This is a genomic window from Acinetobacter sp. 1000160 (genome assembly GCF_000588715.1).
Taxonomy (GTDB): Bacteria; Pseudomonadota; Gammaproteobacteria; order Pseudomonadales; family Moraxellaceae; genus Acinetobacter; species Acinetobacter courvalinii.
In genome coordinates this window covers 1-18,404 of sequence record NZ_JFWP02000006.1, presented here as the reverse complement: position 1 = coordinate 18,404, position 18,404 = coordinate 1, and the positions used below count along the sequence as shown (strand labels likewise).

General features: G+C 43.9%; 18 protein-coding genes. 13 read left to right on the top strand and 5 right to left on the bottom strand.

The genetic code is table 11. The annotated features are described in order from the left end of the window. The first annotated feature begins 185 nt into the window (after positions 1-185). From J699_RS06095 to J699_RS06115, 5 genes are all read left to right on the top strand, one after another. Entirely contained in the window at positions 186-632 is a 447-nt protein-coding gene (locus J699_RS06095) for an SRPBCC family protein (protein ID WP_005226958.1), read from the top strand. Between the two features lie 77 nt (positions 633-709). Beyond that, entirely contained in the window at positions 710-1,048 is a 339-nt protein-coding gene (locus J699_RS06100; protein WP_032869975.1) for a DUF2004 domain-containing protein, read from the top strand. Between the two features lie 24 nt (positions 1,049-1,072). Next, positions 1,073-1,429, top strand: coding sequence for a DUF488 domain-containing protein (locus J699_RS06105; RefSeq protein ID WP_032869974.1), 357 nt, complete (start codon positions 1,073-1,075; stop codon positions 1,427-1,429). Positions 1,430-1,481: 52 nt separating this feature from the next. Beyond that, positions 1,482-1,826 carry a zinc ribbon domain-containing protein YjdM gene (locus J699_RS06110; protein WP_005288813.1) on the top strand — a complete coding sequence of 115 codons (345 nt, stop codon included), beginning with the start codon at positions 1,482-1,484 and terminating at the stop codon, positions 1,824-1,826. A 153-nt stretch (positions 1,827-1,979) separates the two neighbouring features. Continuing rightward, a complete protein-coding gene (locus J699_RS06115; protein WP_009515078.1) occupies positions 1,980-2,315 on the top strand; it encodes a YegP family protein in 336 nt (111 codons plus the stop codon). Positions 2,316-2,371: 56 nt separating this feature from the next. On the opposite strand, the gene J699_RS06120 is transcribed toward J699_RS06115, so the two are convergent. Both J699_RS06120 and J699_RS06125 read right to left on the bottom strand, forming a co-directional pair. After that, positions 2,372-4,087 carry a proline--tRNA ligase gene (locus J699_RS06120; protein WP_032869971.1) on the bottom strand — a complete coding sequence of 572 codons (1,716 nt, stop codon included), beginning with the start codon at positions 4,085-4,087 and terminating at the stop codon, positions 2,372-2,374. 215 nt (positions 4,088-4,302) lie between these two features. After that, entirely contained in the window at positions 4,303-4,947 is a 645-nt protein-coding gene (locus J699_RS06125; protein WP_032869969.1) for a hypothetical protein, read from the bottom strand. A 279-nt stretch (positions 4,948-5,226) separates the two neighbouring features. On the opposite strand from J699_RS06125, the gene pilG reads away from it, so the two are divergent. The 6 genes from pilG (at position 5,227) to J699_RS06155 (ending at position 14,405) form a co-directional block, all read left to right on the top strand. Continuing rightward, positions 5,227-5,610: a twitching motility response regulator PilG gene (gene pilG / locus J699_RS06130; protein WP_004652356.1), complete on the top strand. Its 384-nt coding sequence runs from the start codon at positions 5,227-5,229 to the stop codon at positions 5,608-5,610. 20 nt (positions 5,611-5,630) lie between these two features. Next, a complete protein-coding gene (locus J699_RS06135) occupies positions 5,631-5,993 on the top strand; it encodes a response regulator (protein ID WP_004775365.1) in 363 nt (120 codons plus the stop codon). Between the two features lie 45 nt (positions 5,994-6,038). Continuing rightward, the gene (locus J699_RS06140; protein ID WP_005226965.1) at positions 6,039-6,575 is read left to right on the top strand and encodes a chemotaxis protein CheW; all 537 of its coding nucleotides are present in this window, start codon (positions 6,039-6,041) and stop codon (positions 6,573-6,575) included. Between the two features lie 47 nt (positions 6,576-6,622). Beyond that, positions 6,623-8,704 (top strand): methyl-accepting chemotaxis protein, encoded by a 2,082-nt coding sequence (locus J699_RS06145; RefSeq protein ID WP_032869967.1) that lies wholly within the window; start codon positions 6,623-6,625, stop codon positions 8,702-8,704. A gap of 153 nt (positions 8,705-8,857) precedes the next feature. Then, positions 8,858-13,936 carry an Hpt domain-containing protein gene (locus J699_RS06150; protein ID WP_032869965.1) on the top strand — a complete coding sequence of 1,693 codons (5,079 nt, stop codon included), beginning with the start codon at positions 8,858-8,860 and terminating at the stop codon, positions 13,934-13,936. Positions 13,937-13,949: 13 nt separating this feature from the next. After that, positions 13,950-14,405, top strand: coding sequence for a hypothetical protein (locus J699_RS06155; RefSeq protein WP_005288795.1), 456 nt, complete (start codon positions 13,950-13,952; stop codon positions 14,403-14,405). A 50-nt stretch (positions 14,406-14,455) separates the two neighbouring features. Here the strand turns inward: J699_RS06155 and dapE are convergent, their stop codons facing one another. From dapE to J699_RS06170, 3 genes are all read right to left on the bottom strand, one after another. Continuing rightward, positions 14,456-15,589, bottom strand: a complete 1,134-nt coding sequence (gene dapE, locus J699_RS06160) for a succinyl-diaminopimelate desuccinylase (protein WP_032869963.1) — start codon at positions 15,587-15,589, stop codon at positions 14,456-14,458. 124 nt (positions 15,590-15,713) lie between these two features. Next, positions 15,714-15,857, bottom strand: coding sequence for an entericidin A/B family lipoprotein (locus tag J699_RS06165; protein ID WP_165569309.1), 144 nt, complete (start codon positions 15,855-15,857; stop codon positions 15,714-15,716). Between the two features lie 108 nt (positions 15,858-15,965). Beyond that, positions 15,966-16,838 carry a DUF1853 family protein gene (locus J699_RS06170; RefSeq protein ID WP_032869961.1) on the bottom strand — a complete coding sequence of 291 codons (873 nt, stop codon included), beginning with the start codon at positions 16,836-16,838 and terminating at the stop codon, positions 15,966-15,968. Positions 16,839-16,938: 100 nt separating this feature from the next. Here J699_RS06170 and J699_RS06175 point away from each other — a divergent pair, with 100 nt between their 5' ends. Further along, on the top strand, positions 16,939-17,304 hold the full coding sequence (locus J699_RS06175; RefSeq protein WP_005226971.1) for a YbaN family protein: 366 nt from the start codon (positions 16,939-16,941) through the stop codon (positions 17,302-17,304). Positions 17,305-17,663: 359 nt separating this feature from the next. Continuing rightward, positions 17,664-18,173: a cell wall-recycling L,D-carboxypeptidase ElsL gene (gene elsL / locus J699_RS06180; RefSeq protein ID WP_032869959.1), complete on the top strand. Its 510-nt coding sequence runs from the start codon at positions 17,664-17,666 to the stop codon at positions 18,171-18,173. Positions 18,174-18,404 lie beyond the last annotated feature (231 nt).

Here is an 18,404-nt window from a genome sequence, read left to right as displayed (position 1 = left end):
ATCAATCCTAAGCTGCATTCTGTTCACTAAAATATGGACTGTTATTTTGCGCCATTTTTCACAAAAAAGCAGCTTTAGATTGTCGATAATCGTGCTCAAATGAAAGATCAGCGGCCTCGCATTTACCTGCCAAGTCGCTATGATAAATCGACCAAACACAATGAGCGTGATATGGGAGAACAATAATGACTGGAACAGTAAAACTACATCGAGTATTGAGTGCGCCCCCAGCGCGTGTTTTTAAAGCCTTTCTTGATCCGGATGCCTTGGTCAAATGGTTACCACCGCATGGATTTACCGCAAAAGTTCATCATCTCGATCCACAGGAAGGTGGAACGTATAAAATGTCCTTTACCAATTTTTCCACAGGACAAACGCATGGCTTTGGAGGCAAATATATTAAAATTGTCCCGAATGAGCTGCTACGTTATACCGACAAATTCGACGATCCAAACTTACCCGGTGATATTCAGGTCACGATTGAGCTCAAAGCCGTTATGGTTGGCACAGAGGTGCATATTACCCAAGAGGGAATTCCTGATGTGATTCCTGTAGAAGCCTGTTATCTGGGCTGGCAAGAATCCTTGTATTTATTGGGCTTGTTGGTTCAAGCGGATATACCTGACCAGTAAAGAGGCGGATGAAGCAAAATATGTCGAGTTCGAAAAACAAAAAAATATTGGATGAATAAATTAAATTGGGGAATTAAATGTCTGAACAAGCAATTGTTAAAGGACGAGAGCAGCTTGCGCGTGTTGCAATGCGGGCTGCTTTAGAAAATCAGCAGGCAGAAGAGAGTGTAGAGTTGTTTATCCAGCATCATCTTGAAGAAATTGAGCCTGATTATTGGAAAAAATATTCTGGAAGCGCCGTACCTACACCGTTACAGGTGCTAGATTTACTGGTACTGGCCGATTCATGGCAAAGTGATGAGATTGAGAGCCGTGAAATGCTGGATTTCACTTTACCCGATGAGATAACCCAGTATGTAATTTGTGTCAGCTTTGATGCACAAGGTCAGGTGATTGATATTTGCATGGAAAGCTAAGCCGATCTCAAACAGGAGAAGAAAGTGCTGATTGCAATAAAACGTATTTATGATCCTGTTGCAGCAACTGACGGCCAGCGTGTGCTGGTTGATCGGTTGTGGCCACGCGGGATTTCAAAAGAGCGGGCACATCTGGACTTGTGGTTAAAAGAAATTGCACCGTCTACTGAGTTAAGGAAAGCGTTTTGTCATCAGGCCGAGCATTGGTTAAGTTTTCAGAAAGGCTATTATCAGGAGCTGGAAGGCAATCCACATGTGGAACAACTCAGGCAGATGGCTAAACATAAACAGTTAACCCTGATTTATGCGGCTCAAGATCCTGAGTTAAATCATGCGCTGGTGTTAAAGAATTATTTGCTTGGCAAGGATATTCAGCCCTAAAATTTTGAAAAAGAGCCTCTATCCCGCATAATAGCCTTTTTGAGATTTTTTTATGTCTTTTCCAAATTGCCCACAATGCCAATCAGAATATACCTATCAAGATGGCGATTTATTGATTTGCCCGGAGTGCTCACATGAGTGGAAAGAAGGCGAGACACAGGCTGCTGAAGTACAAGACATTATTAAAGATGCAAATGGCAATGTGTTGGCTGATGGGGATAGCGTCACGGTTGTTAAGGATTTGAAAATCAAGGGTTCATCTTCTGTAGTTAAAGTCGGGACCAAAGTAAAAAGCATTCGTTTAGTGCCAGATGCAAGCGATGGTCATAATATTGATTGTAAAATTGATGGCGTTGGCGCAATGAAACTGAAGTCTGAGTTTGTGAAAAAAGTTTAATCAAATAACTTGGAAAGGAGCATGTAAATGCTCCTTTTTTTTATTTACGTTATTTACCAAATTTGAACAAAATTTAATCTTCTTAAACGGCAATTGCTGATCTATATTGGATGAGATAACAATCAAAACGTAACTCCAAAAACAGAGGTCCTTATGGCAGGATGGTTCGAAGTAAGTCAGGCAAGTGATGGGCAATACCGTTTTACACTCAAGGCAGGAAATGGTGAGCCAGTTTTAAATAGTGAATTATATAAAACCAAAGCAGCGGCAATGAATGGCATTGCATCTGTTCAGAAAAATAGTCCGGATGATGGCCGTTATGAGCGTTTAACGTCGAAAAATGACAAACCTTATTTTAATTTAAAAGCGGCGAATCATCAGGTGATTGGGAGTAGCCAGCTGTATGCAAGTGAGCAGTCACGTGACAAGGGCATTGAATCGGTCAAGAATAATGGCCCCTCTGAGACGGTAAAAGATTTAACCGTATAATTAAGCCATAAAAAAGCCGTTTAAATTAAACGGCTTTTTTACATCTGTCAGTCAGATTAACGGACAAGTTTTGCCATTAATTCTTCTTTGTTCAGATTGCTTGCTTCGGCATCGCGACGGCCTTTGTATTCGAAAGTGCCTGCATCCAGACCTTTTTCACCAATCACGATACGATGTGGAATCCCCATCAATTCAAGATCAGAGAATTTCACCCCTGGACGTTCATTACGGTCATCCAGTAACACGTCGTAGCCTTGTGCTTGCAGTTCTGCATAAAGCGCTTCAGCTGCTTCGAGGGTACGCGGTGACTTGTGTGCATTCATCGGTACGATTGCCACTTCAAACGGTGCAATCGCTTGTGGCCAGATAATGCCTTTATCATCGAAGTTTTGTTCAATCGCCGCAGCCACTACACGTGTTACACCAATGCCATAACAACCCATGGTCACGGTTAATGGCTTGCCATCTTCACCCAATACTTTACAGTTTAAGGCTTCTGAATATTTGGTGCCGAGCTGGAAGATATGACCGACTTCAATACCACGTTTGATCTGAAGTGTACCTTTACCATCTGGAGATGGATCGCCTTCAACCACATTACGTAAATCAAATACTTCTGTGTATTTGGCATCACGATCCCAGTTGACACCGGTCGCATGTTTGTCCACTTCGTTGGCACCGGCAACAAAATCAGCTAATACCGATGCGGCACGATCGACAATCACGGTTAAGCCTTTTTCAACCAGACCTTGTGGGCCACAGAAGCCAGCAGTCAAACCATGTTCTTGTAACTGTGCTTCAGTTGCAAAAGTCAAAGGTGCAGCAATTAACGGATGTTTTTCAGCTTTAATATCATTCAGCTCATGGTCACCGCGTAAGAACAGGGCAACCACTGGTGTATTGCCTTTTTCATCGGTTGGGCCTTGTACCAGTAGCGCTTTGACTGATTGCTTGGCATCTGCATTCAGGAACTGACAAACATCTGCAATGGTTTTCTGATTTGGTGTGTCGACAAGCGTATAAGCTTGAGTCGCGGCAGCACGTTCGCCCACCAGAACCGCTTCAGCCATTTCAACATTGGCTGCATAATCAGAGTCAGTCGAGAACGCGATATCATCTTCACCGCTGGCTGCCAGCACATGGAACTCATGTGAAGCTGAACCACCAATTGAACCGGTATCTGCCTGTACTGGACGGAAATCCAGACCTAAGCGGGTAAAGATACGGCTGTAGGTGTCATACATCACGTCATAGGTTTCTTGCAATGATGCCTGATCGGTATGGAATGAATAGGCATCTTTCATGATGAATTCACGAGAACGCATCACCCCGAAACGTGGACGAATTTCGTCACGGAATTTGGTTTGGATCTGATAGAAATTCAGCGGTAATTGTTTATAGCTTTTCAGCTCATTACGAGCTAAATCAGTAATCACTTCTTCATGGGTTGGGCCCAGTACGAATGGATTATCATGACGATCTTTAAAGCGTAATAATTCTGGGCCGTACTGTTCAAAACGGCCTGATTCTTCCCACAATGCAGCAGGTTGTGTCACCGGCATAAAGACTTCTAATGCACCTGAACGGTTCATTTCTTCGCGCACAATGGCATCGACTTTCTTTAAAACGCGCGTTCCCATGGGCAACCAAGAGTATAAGCCAGAAGCGAGTTTACGAATCATCCCCGCACGTAACATGAGCTGGTGTGAAATGACCTCAGCATCATTTGGGGTTTCTCTTAACGTTGCAAATAAAAAGCGGCTTGCGCGCATGGAAACTGTCCTAAAGTTAAGTGTTATTTAAAAGATGCTACAACAAGGAGCAAAAATAATCGGCTCACTTTGAGCTGCTGGCATTATGACATGAATCATTCAATTTAGCGCAGTATTAAGCACTGCAATGTATGTAAATGTTGAAAATCTAGGGTTATTTAGCAGAGCAAAGGGAGAGGTTAAAGCAGTCATATGCGGCTTTTAAAGACTGATTTTTATTGTAATGTGTTTAAACGGGTGATGATATCGGCATATTCTGCCTCGGTTTTGTGGTAGGCATTGCGCAGGCTTTCCACGGTTTTTTTGACGTTCTCAATATTTTTGGAATTATTGTCCAGATTACTTTTTAACTGGGCTGGCAGCATTTCACCTTTACGATGGTAATCCATTTCCTGACGCTTGAAAGCGATTTTATCTTTTTGCAGTTGCTGTAATTGTTCTTGTTGATAATTGAGCTGTTTTTTTAGGTTTGCCAAAATCTGGTCACGTTTTGCCGTCGCAATTTGCGGGTTGCCATAGGCGCGTTTTAATCTTAAATCCTGTTCACGACGGCGGGCAACCGATTCACGTTGAGCCGATTGTTGTGCATCCGCAGCAGCATTATAAGGACGATTGCGCTTCATCACCTGCATATTGCGGTCCAGCGCTTCATACCCATAACGGATATGTTCAGGGGTGACCGAAGTGCTGACATTGGCTACGCCGTTCTTGTCGTAATAACGATACCAGGTGGCTTTGGAAGACTCCATCCCGGCAAAACCGGTGCTGGACACAAAGCCTATAAAAAATGAGCAGATGTAAGTACGAGCAATCGTGCTAAAGTGACGAATGCGGAAACCGCACTTTAACGAACCAGTCATTACATTCCCCGAAAAAAAGTTAATTAAATCACTTATTTTTAAATAATAATCAGTTGTATATTAGTGCTAATTTAGACAATTAAAAATACTTATTCGGCAAAAAAATTAGGAATTTAATTAAAAGTGTGACTTGTTTAGGATTGTGTAGCGAAACTGATAGGTTGGTTCAAAAAACTTCATTGATAATGCAAGTAAAGATATGTTAAAAATATCAACTGATCTGTATAAAACAAATTAAACCAACCATAATTTGTATTGAGTATTGGGGCAGGACAATAAATGGAAGATAAATTTCAGAATTTAAAGGTGATGGTGATTGACGATTCCAAAACGATTCGTCGTACAGCTGAAACGTTATTGCAACGTGAAGGCTGTGAAGTCATTACGGCGGTTGATGGCTTTGAAGCATTGTCAAAAATTGCAGAAGCTAATCCGGATATCGTTTTTGTTGACATCATGATGCCTCGTTTAGACGGTTACCAAACCTGCGCATTAATCAAAAACTCACTAAATTACCAGAATATTCCAGTCATTATGTTATCAAGCAAAGACGGTTTGTTTGATCAGGCGAAAGGCCGTGTCGTGGGTTCGGATGAATATTTAACCAAGCCATTCAGTAAAGATGAGTTGTTAAACGCGATTCGCAACCACGTTAGCGCATAAAATTAAAGATTGAGGAAAAAATGGCTCGCATACTTATTGTAGATGATTCACCTACTGAAACTTTTCGCTTTAGAGAAATTTTAACCAAGCATGGTTATGACGTCATTGAAGCAACCAATGGCGCAGATGGGGTGACCTTGGCACAAGCAGAATTACCTGATCTGGTGCTGATGGATGTGGTGATGCCGGGCATGAATGGTTTTCAGGCCACACGCCAGATCAGTAAAGGCAAGGACACACAGCATATTCCGGTTGTGATTGTCAGTACCAAAGATCAGGCGACGGATCGTGTCTGGGGGAAACGTCAGGGTGCATGTGACTATTTGACCAAACCAGTCGATGAACAACAGCTGATTGATGTGATTAAACAACTATTAAGTTAATTTCGCTCAATCTGAGCCTTCTCATTATTCAATACGGGATAGGGTATGGCAGCAAATGGATTTATCGAATTGCTTCGCTTATCCAAGCGAGGTAATAAGCAATACACTTCAACTCAAAACGAAACTCACCGCTGGTCGGGCATCGCATTTGAGATGTTGGGGCAATATTTTGTTGCGCCATTGGGGGAAATTTCCGAGGTGATTTATCCTCCGAAATATACACCAGTACCAAATACCCAGGCGTGGGTGCGTGGTTTGGCCAATATTCGTGGAAGACTGCTTTCAGTTTCTGATTTAACACACTTTATTTCAGGGCAGCGAAGTCAGTTTTCTCCGACGCAAAAAGTGATTTGTATTAGCCATCAAGATCATTATGTGGGGTTGGTCGTTGATCAGGTTTTGGGGATTCAGCACTTTAATAAAAAGAGTTTTTTCTCTCAAAATAATGATCTGGACCATAAGTTAAAAGACTATTGTCAAGGTCATTTCCACCAGCATAATCAACAATGGCATGTGTTCTTATTGAGTCGGTTATTAAAAAATCCTCAATACATGAATGCATCAATAAAATTTATAAACTAATTTAATGCGCTACGGAACATAAAGGCGTATTTCGGGGAGAAGCTGATATGGGCTTTAAACTTAAAAAAAAGAATGGTAGTGATAGTGCGGGGCTGAAAAAAGGGGGCGCGTTCCTGAATAATATACGAACGCAACTCGATCAGTTTTCCCGTTTATTCGGTGAAAGTGAGAAATCTAAACCGATTATCTATCGTGCTTTAATTGCTTTGGCCCTTGCAGTCATCCTCTTAATCTACTTGTTCGTTAGTGTGCCACGTTCAAACCAGTTAACCCGTAGTCTGGGTGAGTTGCGTCTGTTATCGCAAACCATTTCGCGTCAGGCCACCGAAGCGACTGCTTCTGGTAAACCTGAAGAGATGAAAAAGTTGGTTGAGTCAGAAAAGCAATTTACCGAAAACCTGGAAACGGTTGAAAGTGTTTATGGTAAAGGTTCTGATGAATACAAGAAGGTGAGCGAACTTTGGAGCGGCATTTCCAAGAATATTGACTTGATTGCTTCACAACAGAAAGTCATTAACCAGCTTTATGATACCAACATTGCGATTAGCGATACCATCCCCGAGATTCAGGCTGAATATAACCTGATGGTGGACCAGATGGTGCGTGAGAACATGCCGAGTAGTCAGGTAATTATCACCAAGAACCAGGTCTTTATTGCGGAACGTATTTTACGTTCGATCAACTCGGTGCTGGTCGGTACAGATAACTCTAGTGTTTCTGCAAATGACTTCGGTGCCGATATTGATACCTTCGGTGTATATTTAAATGCCCAATTAAATGGTAGCTCTGAACTGGGTGTAGACCGTATCAGCTCGGCTGCCTTACGTGAATCTGTGGACAGCATTAAGTCTGACTATGATGCCGTGTTGAAATCAGCAGCGGCAACGGTATTGCAAAACGCCAACCAGATCGTGCGTGTCCGTCAGGCCTCTTCACAAATCTTTTCGCAGTCTGATGCACTGTTAAATTCACTCAATGATTTGTCTAATAAAGCGGAAGGCGGCTGGGGCAATGTCATTGCCGGTATCGTACTGATTGGTGCTTTAGGTCTGTTGGTCTTCTCTGCACTGCAATTATTGGCTTTACGTAGTAATACCGATAAAGAGCGTGTAACCCGTTTACAAGACGAATATGACCGTAACCAGAATGCGATTTTACGTTTACTTGATGAGATCGCGGACTTGGCAGATGGTGACTTACGCTCTTATGCAACAGTATCGGAAGATTTTACCGGTGCGATTGCCGACTCGATTAACTTTGCGATCGATCAGTTACGTGATCTGGTATCGCGAATCACCGATACTTCGCAAGAAGTGGCACGCTATACCCAAGATACTCAGAACATTACCAACCAGTTAGCCGAAGCTTCTGAACATCAGGCGCAAGAAATTGCCGGTGCATCCGCAGCCATGAACGAAATGGCATTGTCGATTGACCAGGTATCTGCCAACGCTTCTGAATCTGCTGATGTAGCACAACGTTCGGTACAGATTGCGACCAATGGTGCGCAAGTGGTAAACCGTTCGATTGAAGGGATGGATCACATTCGTGAACAGATCCAAGAAACATCAAAACGTATTAAACGTCTGGGTGAGTCTTCACAAGAGATTGGTAACATTGTCTCGTTGATTAACGATATTGCCGATCAGACCAACATCTTGGCATTAAACGCAGCGATCCAAGCATCGATGGCCGGTGAAGCAGGTCGTGGTTTCGCAGTCGTTGCTGATGAAGTACAGCGTCTTGCAGAACGTTCTGCATCAGCAACCAAACAGATTGAAAGTCTGGTGAAAACCATTCAAACCGATACCAATGAAGCCGTAATCTCAATGGAACAAACCACTTCCGAGGTGGTACGTGGTGCGAATCTGGCAAAAGATGCGGGGATTGCACTGGATGAGATTCAAACGGTATCGGGTGACCTGGCGAAACTGATTGCAAGCATTTCGGATGCAGCAAAACTTCAGTCGGCTTCTGCGAGTCATATTGCAACCACGATGAATGTCGTACAGGAAATTACCTCACAAACGACTACCGCTACGTTTGATACCGCACGCTCGGTTTCTGAGTTGGCAAACATGGCTGAATCGTTACGTGAATCAGTAACTGACTTTAAGTTACCTGAGTAAACCGAATTGGAAAGGCAGATGGGGGTGTCTGTCTTTCCATTTTAGATGTGTTGGATATCTCAACAAGGTGATGGCGCAGTGGAACTACATCTTGTCTGATAGATAGACGTAATTTTTACCCACATTTAGTGGATAAAAACGAAAGAAGCAGCTATGAAACAAATATTAAAAACGTTAGTTGAAACGATGACGCTTCCTGAAGACAGTTATCTTGAACAAGATGCAGAGATTCTTGAAATTTTTATTGAAGAATTGGATGAGATCTTTGTTGAGTTAGAACCATTACTTGTTCAATGGACAGAACAACCACATCAACAGAATGTGCTGAGCGATATTCGCCGTCATTTCCATACCTTAAAAGGCTCTGGAAGAATGGTCGGGGCGAAGTCGTCGGGTGAGCTGGCATGGACCGTTGAAGATACTTTAAATCGTGTGATTGCGGGCACGATTACCTTGAATGCTGATATTCAACGCTATGTACAGACGGTTTTTAATCTTTATCGCTTTAAACTGGTGCATGACTTTAAGGCGGTTCAGGCCCATCAGGTTGATTTCAAACCCTTGGTTTTACTCGGACAACAATTACAACAGCAGCAAAGTCCTGAACCTGCGCTAGCAGCGCTGTTAAATCTTGCCATTGATCTTAATCATGAACAGGTATTGACTGGCCTTGAGCCAGAAGATGATGCTGCCGTTGAAACTGCTGCACAGGAACAAGCGCTACAGCAAGTTGAGTCTGTCTCTGGGCTTGAAGGGATTGCACCATTTGAAGATGAGGCCTTGGCCAAAGAAACCCTGGCCATTTTCCAGGAAGAGGCCGAAGAGCATCTGGCGACTATCAACCAGTTCTTACAAAATGATCGTCCAAGCAATGATCAATACAATACCCTGATTCGTGCATTGCACACCTTGCGTGGCAGTTCTGCCATGGCGCATGTCGATCATGTTTTTGAAGCCAGTTCAAAAGTTGAGAATCTGTTTAAAACCTTATTGCAGGAAGAACTGGACTCAAGTTCAGATGAGACGGCTTTGCTGACGCATTATGCACAGTTTGTCGGTGATTATTTACATACCTTGAAGCATGCAGGCAGCCCACAGAAGCTCAATGAAATTTATGAGACGTTTAATGTCGCTTGGGACAGTTATGATTTCCAGCTCGAAGAAAAGCATGGCGAAGCAGTACGGCCACAAGGTCTGGTGTCTCAGTTAATTGAATTGGAAATTAATGACTTACTGGATGTCGAGTTTGATTTCGAGAAACGTGCACGGCATGAGTTTCCGCAATATATCCAGTTATTGAGTCAGCAGGCAGAAATCCTGTTACAGCATACGCATCATCATGCAACGATTGGCATGTATCAGTACACCAGCTTATTGCGTTCAAGCTATCAGGATCTTATTTTTAAACCAAGTTTACTCAATCTTGATTATGCCTTTGAGCTCTATCATCAGGTACATCAACAATTTATCCAGTTGTTTGATACCTTGGCAGCCGGCCAGCGTGTCACTTTAACCAAAGCCCATGAGCGTGTCTTAAATGAACTGAGTTCATTTACCCAGCAAAATGTTGAGTCTGTGCCGCAAGAAGCTGTGGATGTCGAGACCCATGCAGTTGAAGAAACTTTGGCAATTGAACCACACGCAACGTCAAGCGCTGTGACTGACTTAGCTGCCCAGTTCGCACTGGATAAGCAACAGTTAAATGCAGATGAAGCCAACCGTGATTTTGATCCGGACTTGCTGGATATCTTCCTTGAAGAAGCAGATGAACTGCTTGCCGGGATTGATACTGATCTAAATACATGGGCGGTGAATCATAACAATGTGGATGCCTTAAAGAATCTGATGCGTTATTTGCATACCTTGAAAGGGGGAGCAAATATGATTCAGGCTCCTCATATCGGTTTGATTGCGCATGAGCTGGAAAGCATTTATGAGAAGCTGATTAATCAGCAAATTCAAGCAACGCCGGCACTGATTGCCGTGATTCGTGCGGTACAGGATGATATTGCGGATCGTATCCAGATTATTCGTGATCAGCAGGTCGATTATCCTGCAACGCATGCCTTGGCCGTGTTACACAATCTTGGGAAAACTACGGTTACAGCGACGCAAGCAGACCTTACTTATGCGCCACAGCAGCCAGTACTTGAGACGATTGAAACAGAGAGTAATGAGCGCGCTGTTGAGACTGATATTTCGGAAACAGCAACCCCAGCCAATGCGACTGTCGATGTCACTGTATTTGCCGCACAACTGGCACTGGATCAGCAACAATTACAATCAGCAGCGTCCAATCGTGACTTCGATCCAGACTTGCTGGATATTTTCCTTGAAGAAGCCGATGAACTGCTTGCCGGAATTGATGCGGACTTAACTACTTGGACTGCCGATCATCACAATTTAAATGCGCTAAAAAATCTGATGCGTTATTTGCATACCCTGAAAGGTGGGGCAAATATGATTCAGGCGCCTCATATTGGCCTGATTGCGCATGAGCTGGAAAGTCTCTATGAAAAGCTGATCAATCAGCAGATTCAGGCAACACCACAACTGGTTGCGATTATTCGCTTAGTTCAGGATGATATTGCAGACCGGATTCAGACCATTCGCGATCAGCAAACCGATTATCCATCAACGCATGTGGTGCAGTTACTGCAACAGGCAGACCAAACGGTTGCATCTGCTACGTTCGAGCCTGTGCTTGAGCCGGTAGAGACCCTTGAAACAATTGAAGTGGATGTTGTTGAGGCCCAGTCAGAAGTACCTGAATTAGTTGAAGCTGAGCTTGATACGCAAACGCCGACCTTGCAGCCTGAAAGCAGTGGTGTTGCTTCGGATGAGATACGCGATACAACTTCAGCAACTCAAAGCGTTGAGACGGTGGCAGCGTCATTGGATGATGATGTTCGTTCGCTGGTGGAGCAGACTTTCCTGGAGGAAGCAGAAGAGTTACTGGAACAGGCTCAAAGCTTATTGAAGCAATGGTTTGAACAACGCAGTAATCGTAGTCTGCTGCTGCAGTTACAGCGTAATGCCCACAGTTTAAAAGGTGGCGCGCGCATGGCTGAGATGGATGCCATTGCCGTGATTGCCTACCATCTGGAAAATGCTTTTGAGCAGTTTGGTGTGCATCATTTCAATTCAAATGTATATGACAACCTGTTAAATACCGCATTGGCATGGTTGCATGAGGCCATCTTTAAACGTCAATATGCCAATTTTGATGGGTTGAAACAAAGTCTGGAGAAGATGGAATTTGTCGACGTTTCTGCACAGCTTCCTCAGAAACTTTCGGCGAGAGATATCTTCACGCCTGAATATAGCATGGAGTTTGTTCAGGGCGATGGCACAGAACCGCCGTCAATGCTGGGCGAGTGGGAAACGACAGAGCGCATTGAGCAGAATAATGAGATGATTCGTGTCTCTGCAGAGGTCATCGAGAAGATGATTGACCTGTCAGGGGAAAATGCGATTAACCGTTCACGTATCGAGATGGATCTGGGGCAACTCGGCGGTACGCTGACAGAAATGGAACTGGCGATCAAGCGTTTAGCCGATCAGTTACGTCGAATGGAAGGTGAGCTGGAAAGCCAGATTATTGCACGACATGGCGGGGAAGATGCGCGTTATGCCGACTTTGACCCATTAGAGATGGACCAGTATTCATCTTTGAACCAGTTGTCAAAATCACTGGCCGAATCTGCTTCGGATTTGGTGGATTTCAAGACCACATTGTCTGAAAAGATTCGTGATACAGAAGGTTTGCTATTACAGCAATCCCGTATTCAGGCTGAAATTCAAGAAAGCCTCATGCGTACCCGTCTGGTACCATTCTCACGTCTGTTACCGCGTTTACAGCGTATCGTGCGCCAAACGGCTTCGGCATTGAACCGTCCAACTGAATTAGTGGTGAACAATACTGAAGGGGAATTGGACCGTAGTATTCTTGAACGTCTGGTGGCACCTTTTGAGCACATGTTGCGTAACGCGATTGACCATGGGATTGAAGATCGTGAACAGCGTTTACAGGCTAAGAAACCTGAAACCGGACATATTGTCCTGAACATTGGCCGTCAAGGTACTGATGTGGTCGTAACCTTCAGTGATGATGGTAAGGGCATTGATGTCAATCGTATCAAGGAAAAAGCACTGCAAACCGGTTTAATGACGCCAGATCAGAAGCTGGAACAGGAAGAGATTTTACAATTTATCTTCCATCCGGGTTTCAGTACTGCGGCTCAGGTCACCCAGATTTCTGGGCGTGGTGTCGGGCTGGATGTGGTACAAAGCGATATTAAAGCCCTAGGCGGCCATGTCAGTGTGGCGTCCACTTATGGCACAGGCACGACCTTTACCATCCGCGTTCCAACCACGGTTGCGGTCAGTGATGCCTTGATGGTTAAAGCAGGCGATCAACAGTTTGCATTCCCGTTGGCCCAGATCGACCGTATTGTGCGTATTTCACCTATGGCACTGGAACAATACTTTGACAGCCAGGACGACTATTTCACCATTGACCAGGAACGTTACCGTTTACGCTATCTTTCTGAGTTTGTGGCAGGCCAGCCAATACCGCGTTTGAGTGGCGTGGTGCATTCTTTACCGGTGTTGCTGATCAAAGGTGCCCAAGGCCAGACCACGGCATTACTGGTGGATCAGTTGATTGGTTCACGGGGTCAGATTGTGGTGAAACCGGTCGGACAGCAGTTCTCCAGTATTGGCGTGATTGCGGGTGCAACTATTCTGGGTGATGGTCAGGTCTGTTTGATTCTGGATGGTCAGAATATTGCACGACAAGCGCAGTCAACTGCACGTAGCAAGCAGGCTGATGAAAGCTATACTAAACAGCGTTATGATGAACGTCGCCTGATCATGATTGTCGATGACTCGGTCACCGTACGTAAGGTCACTTCGCGCCTGTTAGAGCGTCAGGGCTATGATGTGGTCACGGCCAAAGACGGTGTGGATGCGATGGAGCAGCTTGAAACAGTGAAACCTGATCTGATGCTACTGGATATTGAAATGCCGCGTATGGACGGTTTTGAGGTCACCAATCTGGTTCGACACCATGAATTGCATCGGGACTTGCCAATTATCATGATCACTTCACGTACCGGAGAGAAACATCGTGAACGTGCATTGTCACTCGGTGTAAGTCAATATATGGGTAAACCGTTCCAGGAAGAGGCTTTGCTGGAAAATATTGAAACTTTACTGGCTGTGCGCTAAGAGGTAGCAAAGAATGGTAAATAAAGGCGCAAACTCGGCATTGGGGCAGATTGACCAGCAAGAGTTACAACATTTAATTACGGTTTCAACCGGATTTATTGATGCCTACATTATTGAATGTCATCAAAAGGTTCCGATGCTGTTACCGCAAAATATCGTGTTGTCGGCAATGGATACCCAGACCAATGTTGAACATATTGAATGGCATGATTTAAAGCTGCCTGTGTACGCTGTAAATGATCCTGCACAGAAACAAGGTGTGGCACTGGTGATCGAAGGTGAAGATGTATCGCAGCGTTTTGCTCTGGTCTGTAATGAAATGCCTGAGTCGATCCGTTTACGTATTTCGGAGATTGTCGATGAAGAACGGGACATCGATGATAAGACGGTCTTTCAATATGTGAAGATGGGGGAGAACAGGTTTTATGTCCCCAATCTGCAAAACATCCAAACCCAACTGGGGTTGTAATAAAAAAGGAACTCATTGGAGTTCCTTTTTTTGTGCGTTCAGCTACAAGCTTAAGCAAGCAGTTCCACTAAAATTTGCTCATAAATTTCAGCTAACGGTTCTAATTCGGCAACGTTGACATGCTCATTGATCTGATGGATGGTGGCATTCAATACACCCAACTCAAGCACCTGTGCACCGGTTGGCGCGATAAAGCGGCCATCAGAGGTTCCACCACTGGTTGAAAGTACGGTATCAACGCCAGTCACATTTTTAATCGCGGTTTTTGCTGCGTTCACCAGCTCGCCTACCGGAGTCAGGAAGGGTAAGCCAGACAAAGTCCACTGAATATCATAGTTGAGCTGATGTTTATCTAAAGTCTCAAGCACACGTTGTTTCAGGATATCGGCGGTAACTTCAGTTGAATAACGGAAGTTGAAGGTGACTTTCAATGTACCTGGAATCACATTGGTCGCGCCTGTACCTGCCTGAATATTGGAAATCTGGAAAGAAGTGGCAGGGAAATATTCATTGCCATTGTCCCAGACCGTTTCACACAGCTCATTAAGCGCTTTAGATGCAGTATGGATCGGGTTTTCAGCCAGATGCGGATAGGCCACATGGCCTTGTTTACCATGAACGGTTAAAACCGCATTCAATGAACCACGACGACCATTTTTAACAATATCACCCAACTGATGCGTGCTGGATGGTTCGCCGACCAGACACCAGGTCATCTTTTCATTGCGCGCTTCCAGTGTTTCAACCACTTTAACGGTACCGTTAATCGATGGACCTTCTTCATCCGAAGTGATTAAAAATGCAATTGAACCTTTATGGTTGGGATGTTTGGCAACAAAACGTTCCGATGCAACCACCATGGCCGCCAACGCTGTTTTCATATCGGCAGAGCCACGACCATAGAGTTTTCCATCACGAATACTCGGTAAAAACGGGTCTGAATTCCATGCATCTAAATGACCGGTCGGCACCACGTCGGTATGGCCTGCAAAGCAGAATACCGGATTTTCAGTACCACGACGCGCCCATAAATTATCAACATCTTCGAAACGCATGTTTTCAATATTAAAGCCAATCTTTGCTAAGCGTTCGGCCATAATCTTCTGGCAATCATGGTCAACAGGGGTTACTGAAGGCTGGCGTAGGAGTTGTAAACTAAGTTCAAGCGTATCGGAATGGTTCATGCGAGATGTAGCTAAATCTGGTGAAATATGAACCGGTATAATAGGGGAATCTGATGGAGAAAGGTATTAAAAATAAACCTTATCTAGTTCTAGATAAGGTTCGGTACAGCTTGTTTTATAGAAATTACATTTTATCTTGAGTTTTTTCGGCGGTTTGAGAGACTTTATCACCCGCTTTAGATACATCCTGCCCAAAACCTTTAAATGTATTACAGCCAGTGAGAACAAAAGCAGTCATGATCGAAGCAACTAAGATTTTTTTCATCATCTTCTCCGTTTAAATGTAATTATGATGTACTTAAGAGGCTAAAAAAATTACTGCAAAATGAACATAAGGGTTTGATGGTAAATGTGTTATAAAATGTTATCTGAGCTATTAACAAGTGAATGAAGTAAAACTACATAAAAGTGAAGCCTGACGGTACATATAAAAACTTGGTGTGGCTGTAGGCTGATAATACAGACCATTGGTCCACCAGAGAGCGGGTTGTGAAGAAGCCTCCTGATCAGGACAGAGCCATTCATGTCTTTGCAAGCGATAATAAGGCGTACTTGGTATCTGAGTTCCCCATTGACCTAAACGCCGTGAAGTATTAATCCAGGATGGAAGACTTGATTTATCCTGTTGCGTAGGCAGGTACAGCTGACCTTTCATGACTGCAAACTTACGTTGAATGCGATGGTTGTTGGCTTCAGTAAACTGGAATTGACGTTCGGTAAAATGTTTGAGTTTGCGCTGTAAGGTATCTTGTCTATTTAATCCAAACCATTGAGCCAGTGCCAGTTTTCCTTCGCCTAAATAATATTTTAAAGCCACTTCCCAGTGTTCAACTTGTTGCGTTTCCTGATTGTGTAAAACGAAGTCCAGTTCACCTAAAGTCACCGCACCTGCAATTTTTTGAATGCTATGTCCGAGCAACTGATAAGGATGGTAATCATCGTCCAGTAGCCAGAACCAGAGCAGATTTTCAAAACGTAGGCCCAGTCGTGTGCTTTTGAGTTGTGCCAGAAAATCAATCAGTGGCTGTGGCTGCTGATCCAATTGCTTTAAACGTGATTCATAATTTTGATAATGGGTTTGCCAGACCGGGTCCGGATGTAATTCAAAATGATTTTTCAGGCTGAGATCGTCTGGAATGTCTGCCAGAATATTGGGGCTTGCAATACAGAAGGCCAAATGCCGTACGATCGGATTGTTAAACTGTAACCACGGCTCAAAAAAACAAGGGGTGGTAAGCATTTTAGACATCAAGCCACTCAATCATGGAAATAATAGGTTAAGTTTAAGAAACCACAATAAAAACACTTTATACTAGCACGGTTGTAAACAGGTGTTGGTTAATTGCTCAATGAAAACTTTATTCTGGCGTAGTCTGGTCGTGATTTTTATTACGTTGGGAATCATCGGGGCAATTTTACCAGGCATGCCCACTACGGTTTTTCTGATTCTGGCTGCATGGGCGGCTTCCAAAGGCTGGCCGGAAATGGATGCTTGGTTACTGAACCATCCCAAATATGGCCCGACCTTACGCAACTGGCGTGAACATGGCACAGTGCCGCGGAAGGCGAAATGGATTGCCAGTATCATGATGTTGCTTAGCGGTATCCTGATGCTGTTCACCAACGCACCGTTTTGGGTGAAAGTCTTTACTGATGTCACCATGTTTATCGTGGCTGTGTGGTTATGGTTAAGACCCGAGCCTGAGCAGCGTTAAGAAAAGCAACGCTCTTGCGGAATATATTCCTCATGCGCAAGACCTTGCGCCAATATGGCTCAAATGCAGCGAGTGGCGAGTTAAGCAAAGTCAAATAAGCTTTGCCCTGAGGAGTGATTAAAGCTCCGTAAGAAGACGAAAACTTTATTCGAGTAAATACATTAAGCAATCTTTGTCTTAAACCCCATCCACAACATATCCGAATAACATGAACAAAGAACGAAGATCATGTCTACAACTCTAATTTATTTTCCTCGTCAGCTCTAACACCTATCACCCACGAAAACTACTGAAAACTACAAGAAAAAAGACTTCATCTATGTTGAAATGAAGATGTTCTATCATCTATCGAGATAACAATGACCTATACCCTTGATCAGGCAGACATCATCATAGACTTGGCACAGCAAACACTACGTTTGCCGAAACAGAATAAATTCTATGTGATCTCTTCGGGCAAAAACGGTATTGGTGAACAGGAAAATAGTGGAAAGACCCCAAGAGGCTGGCATCAGGTTGCCCAAAAGATCGGCGGCGATGCACCAAAGAATGCTGTATTTATTGCACGCCAACCGACGGGTGAGGTGTATGACCTACAATTAGCCCAGCAATTTCCTCAACGAGACTGGATCTTGTCGCGGATTTTATGGCTGGATGGTCTTGAAGAAGGCTTCAATCATGGGGAAGGGCACGATACCTTTAAGCGTTATATCTATATTCATGGTACGCCGGATACAGAGCCAATGGGTGTTCCGATGTCGCATGGTTGTATTCGAATGAAAAATGATGAAATTATCGAGCTATTTGAACTCGTTTCCGAACAGGCGCTGGTGTATATATCCGAACAAGCCTTGGAAAACGATATGTGAAAATGCAAATAAGTGCTTAAATAAAATACGAAAATATCAGTTTTTGCATGGAATCACTTATTTTTTAATCATTCGTACGGTTTTTTCAGAAAAGAATGGCAAAAGCGTTTGACAGGCTGTAAAGATTCTCTATAATGCACCTCACAAACGATGAAGACGTTAAGGGCGCTTAGCTCAGTTGGTAGAGCGTCTGCCTTACAAGCAGAATGTCGGCGGTTCGATCCCGTCAGC

Bases quoted from the DNA above. Each gene is read 5' to 3' on its own strand.
- J699_RS06155 (WP_005288795.1), top strand. From the start codon at position 13,950: ATGGTAAATAAAGGCGCAAACTCGGCATTGGGGCAGATTGACCAGCAA.
- J699_RS06140 (WP_005226965.1), top strand. From the start codon at position 6,039: ATGGCAGCAAATGGATTTATCGAATTGCTTCGCTTATCCAAGCGAGGT.
- J699_RS06125 (WP_032869969.1), bottom strand. From the start codon at position 4,947: ATGACTGGTTCGTTAAAGTGCGGTTTCCGCATTCGTCACTTTAGCACG.
- J699_RS06165 (WP_165569309.1), bottom strand. From the start codon at position 15,857: ATGATGAAAAAAATCTTAGTTGCTTCGATCATGACTGCTTTTGTTCTC.
- dapE (WP_032869963.1), bottom strand. From the start codon at position 15,589: ATGAACCATTCCGATACGCTTGAACTTAGTTTACAACTCCTACGCCAG.
- J699_RS06110 (WP_005288813.1), top strand. From the start codon at position 1,482: ATGTCTTTTCCAAATTGCCCACAATGCCAATCAGAATATACCTATCAA.
- J699_RS06095 (WP_005226958.1), top strand. From the start codon at position 186: ATGACTGGAACAGTAAAACTACATCGAGTATTGAGTGCGCCCCCAGCG.
- J699_RS06100 (WP_032869975.1), top strand. From the start codon at position 710: ATGTCTGAACAAGCAATTGTTAAAGGACGAGAGCAGCTTGCGCGTGTT.
- J699_RS06170 (WP_032869961.1), bottom strand. From the start codon at position 16,838: ATGTCTAAAATGCTTACCACCCCTTGTTTTTTTGAGCCGTGGTTACAG.
- J699_RS06175 (WP_005226971.1), top strand. From the start codon at position 16,939: ATGAAAACTTTATTCTGGCGTAGTCTGGTCGTGATTTTTATTACGTTG.
- J699_RS06145 (WP_032869967.1), top strand. From the start codon at position 6,623: ATGGGCTTTAAACTTAAAAAAAAGAATGGTAGTGATAGTGCGGGGCTG.
- J699_RS06135 (WP_004775365.1), top strand. From the start codon at position 5,631: ATGGCTCGCATACTTATTGTAGATGATTCACCTACTGAAACTTTTCGC.
- elsL (WP_032869959.1), top strand. From the start codon at position 17,664: ATGACCTATACCCTTGATCAGGCAGACATCATCATAGACTTGGCACAG.
- J699_RS06150 (WP_032869965.1), top strand. From the start codon at position 8,858: ATGAAACAAATATTAAAAACGTTAGTTGAAACGATGACGCTTCCTGAA.
- J699_RS06115 (WP_009515078.1), top strand. From the start codon at position 1,980: ATGGCAGGATGGTTCGAAGTAAGTCAGGCAAGTGATGGGCAATACCGT.
- J699_RS06120 (WP_032869971.1), bottom strand. From the start codon at position 4,087: ATGCGCGCAAGCCGCTTTTTATTTGCAACGTTAAGAGAAACCCCAAAT.
- pilG (WP_004652356.1), top strand. From the start codon at position 5,227: ATGGAAGATAAATTTCAGAATTTAAAGGTGATGGTGATTGACGATTCC.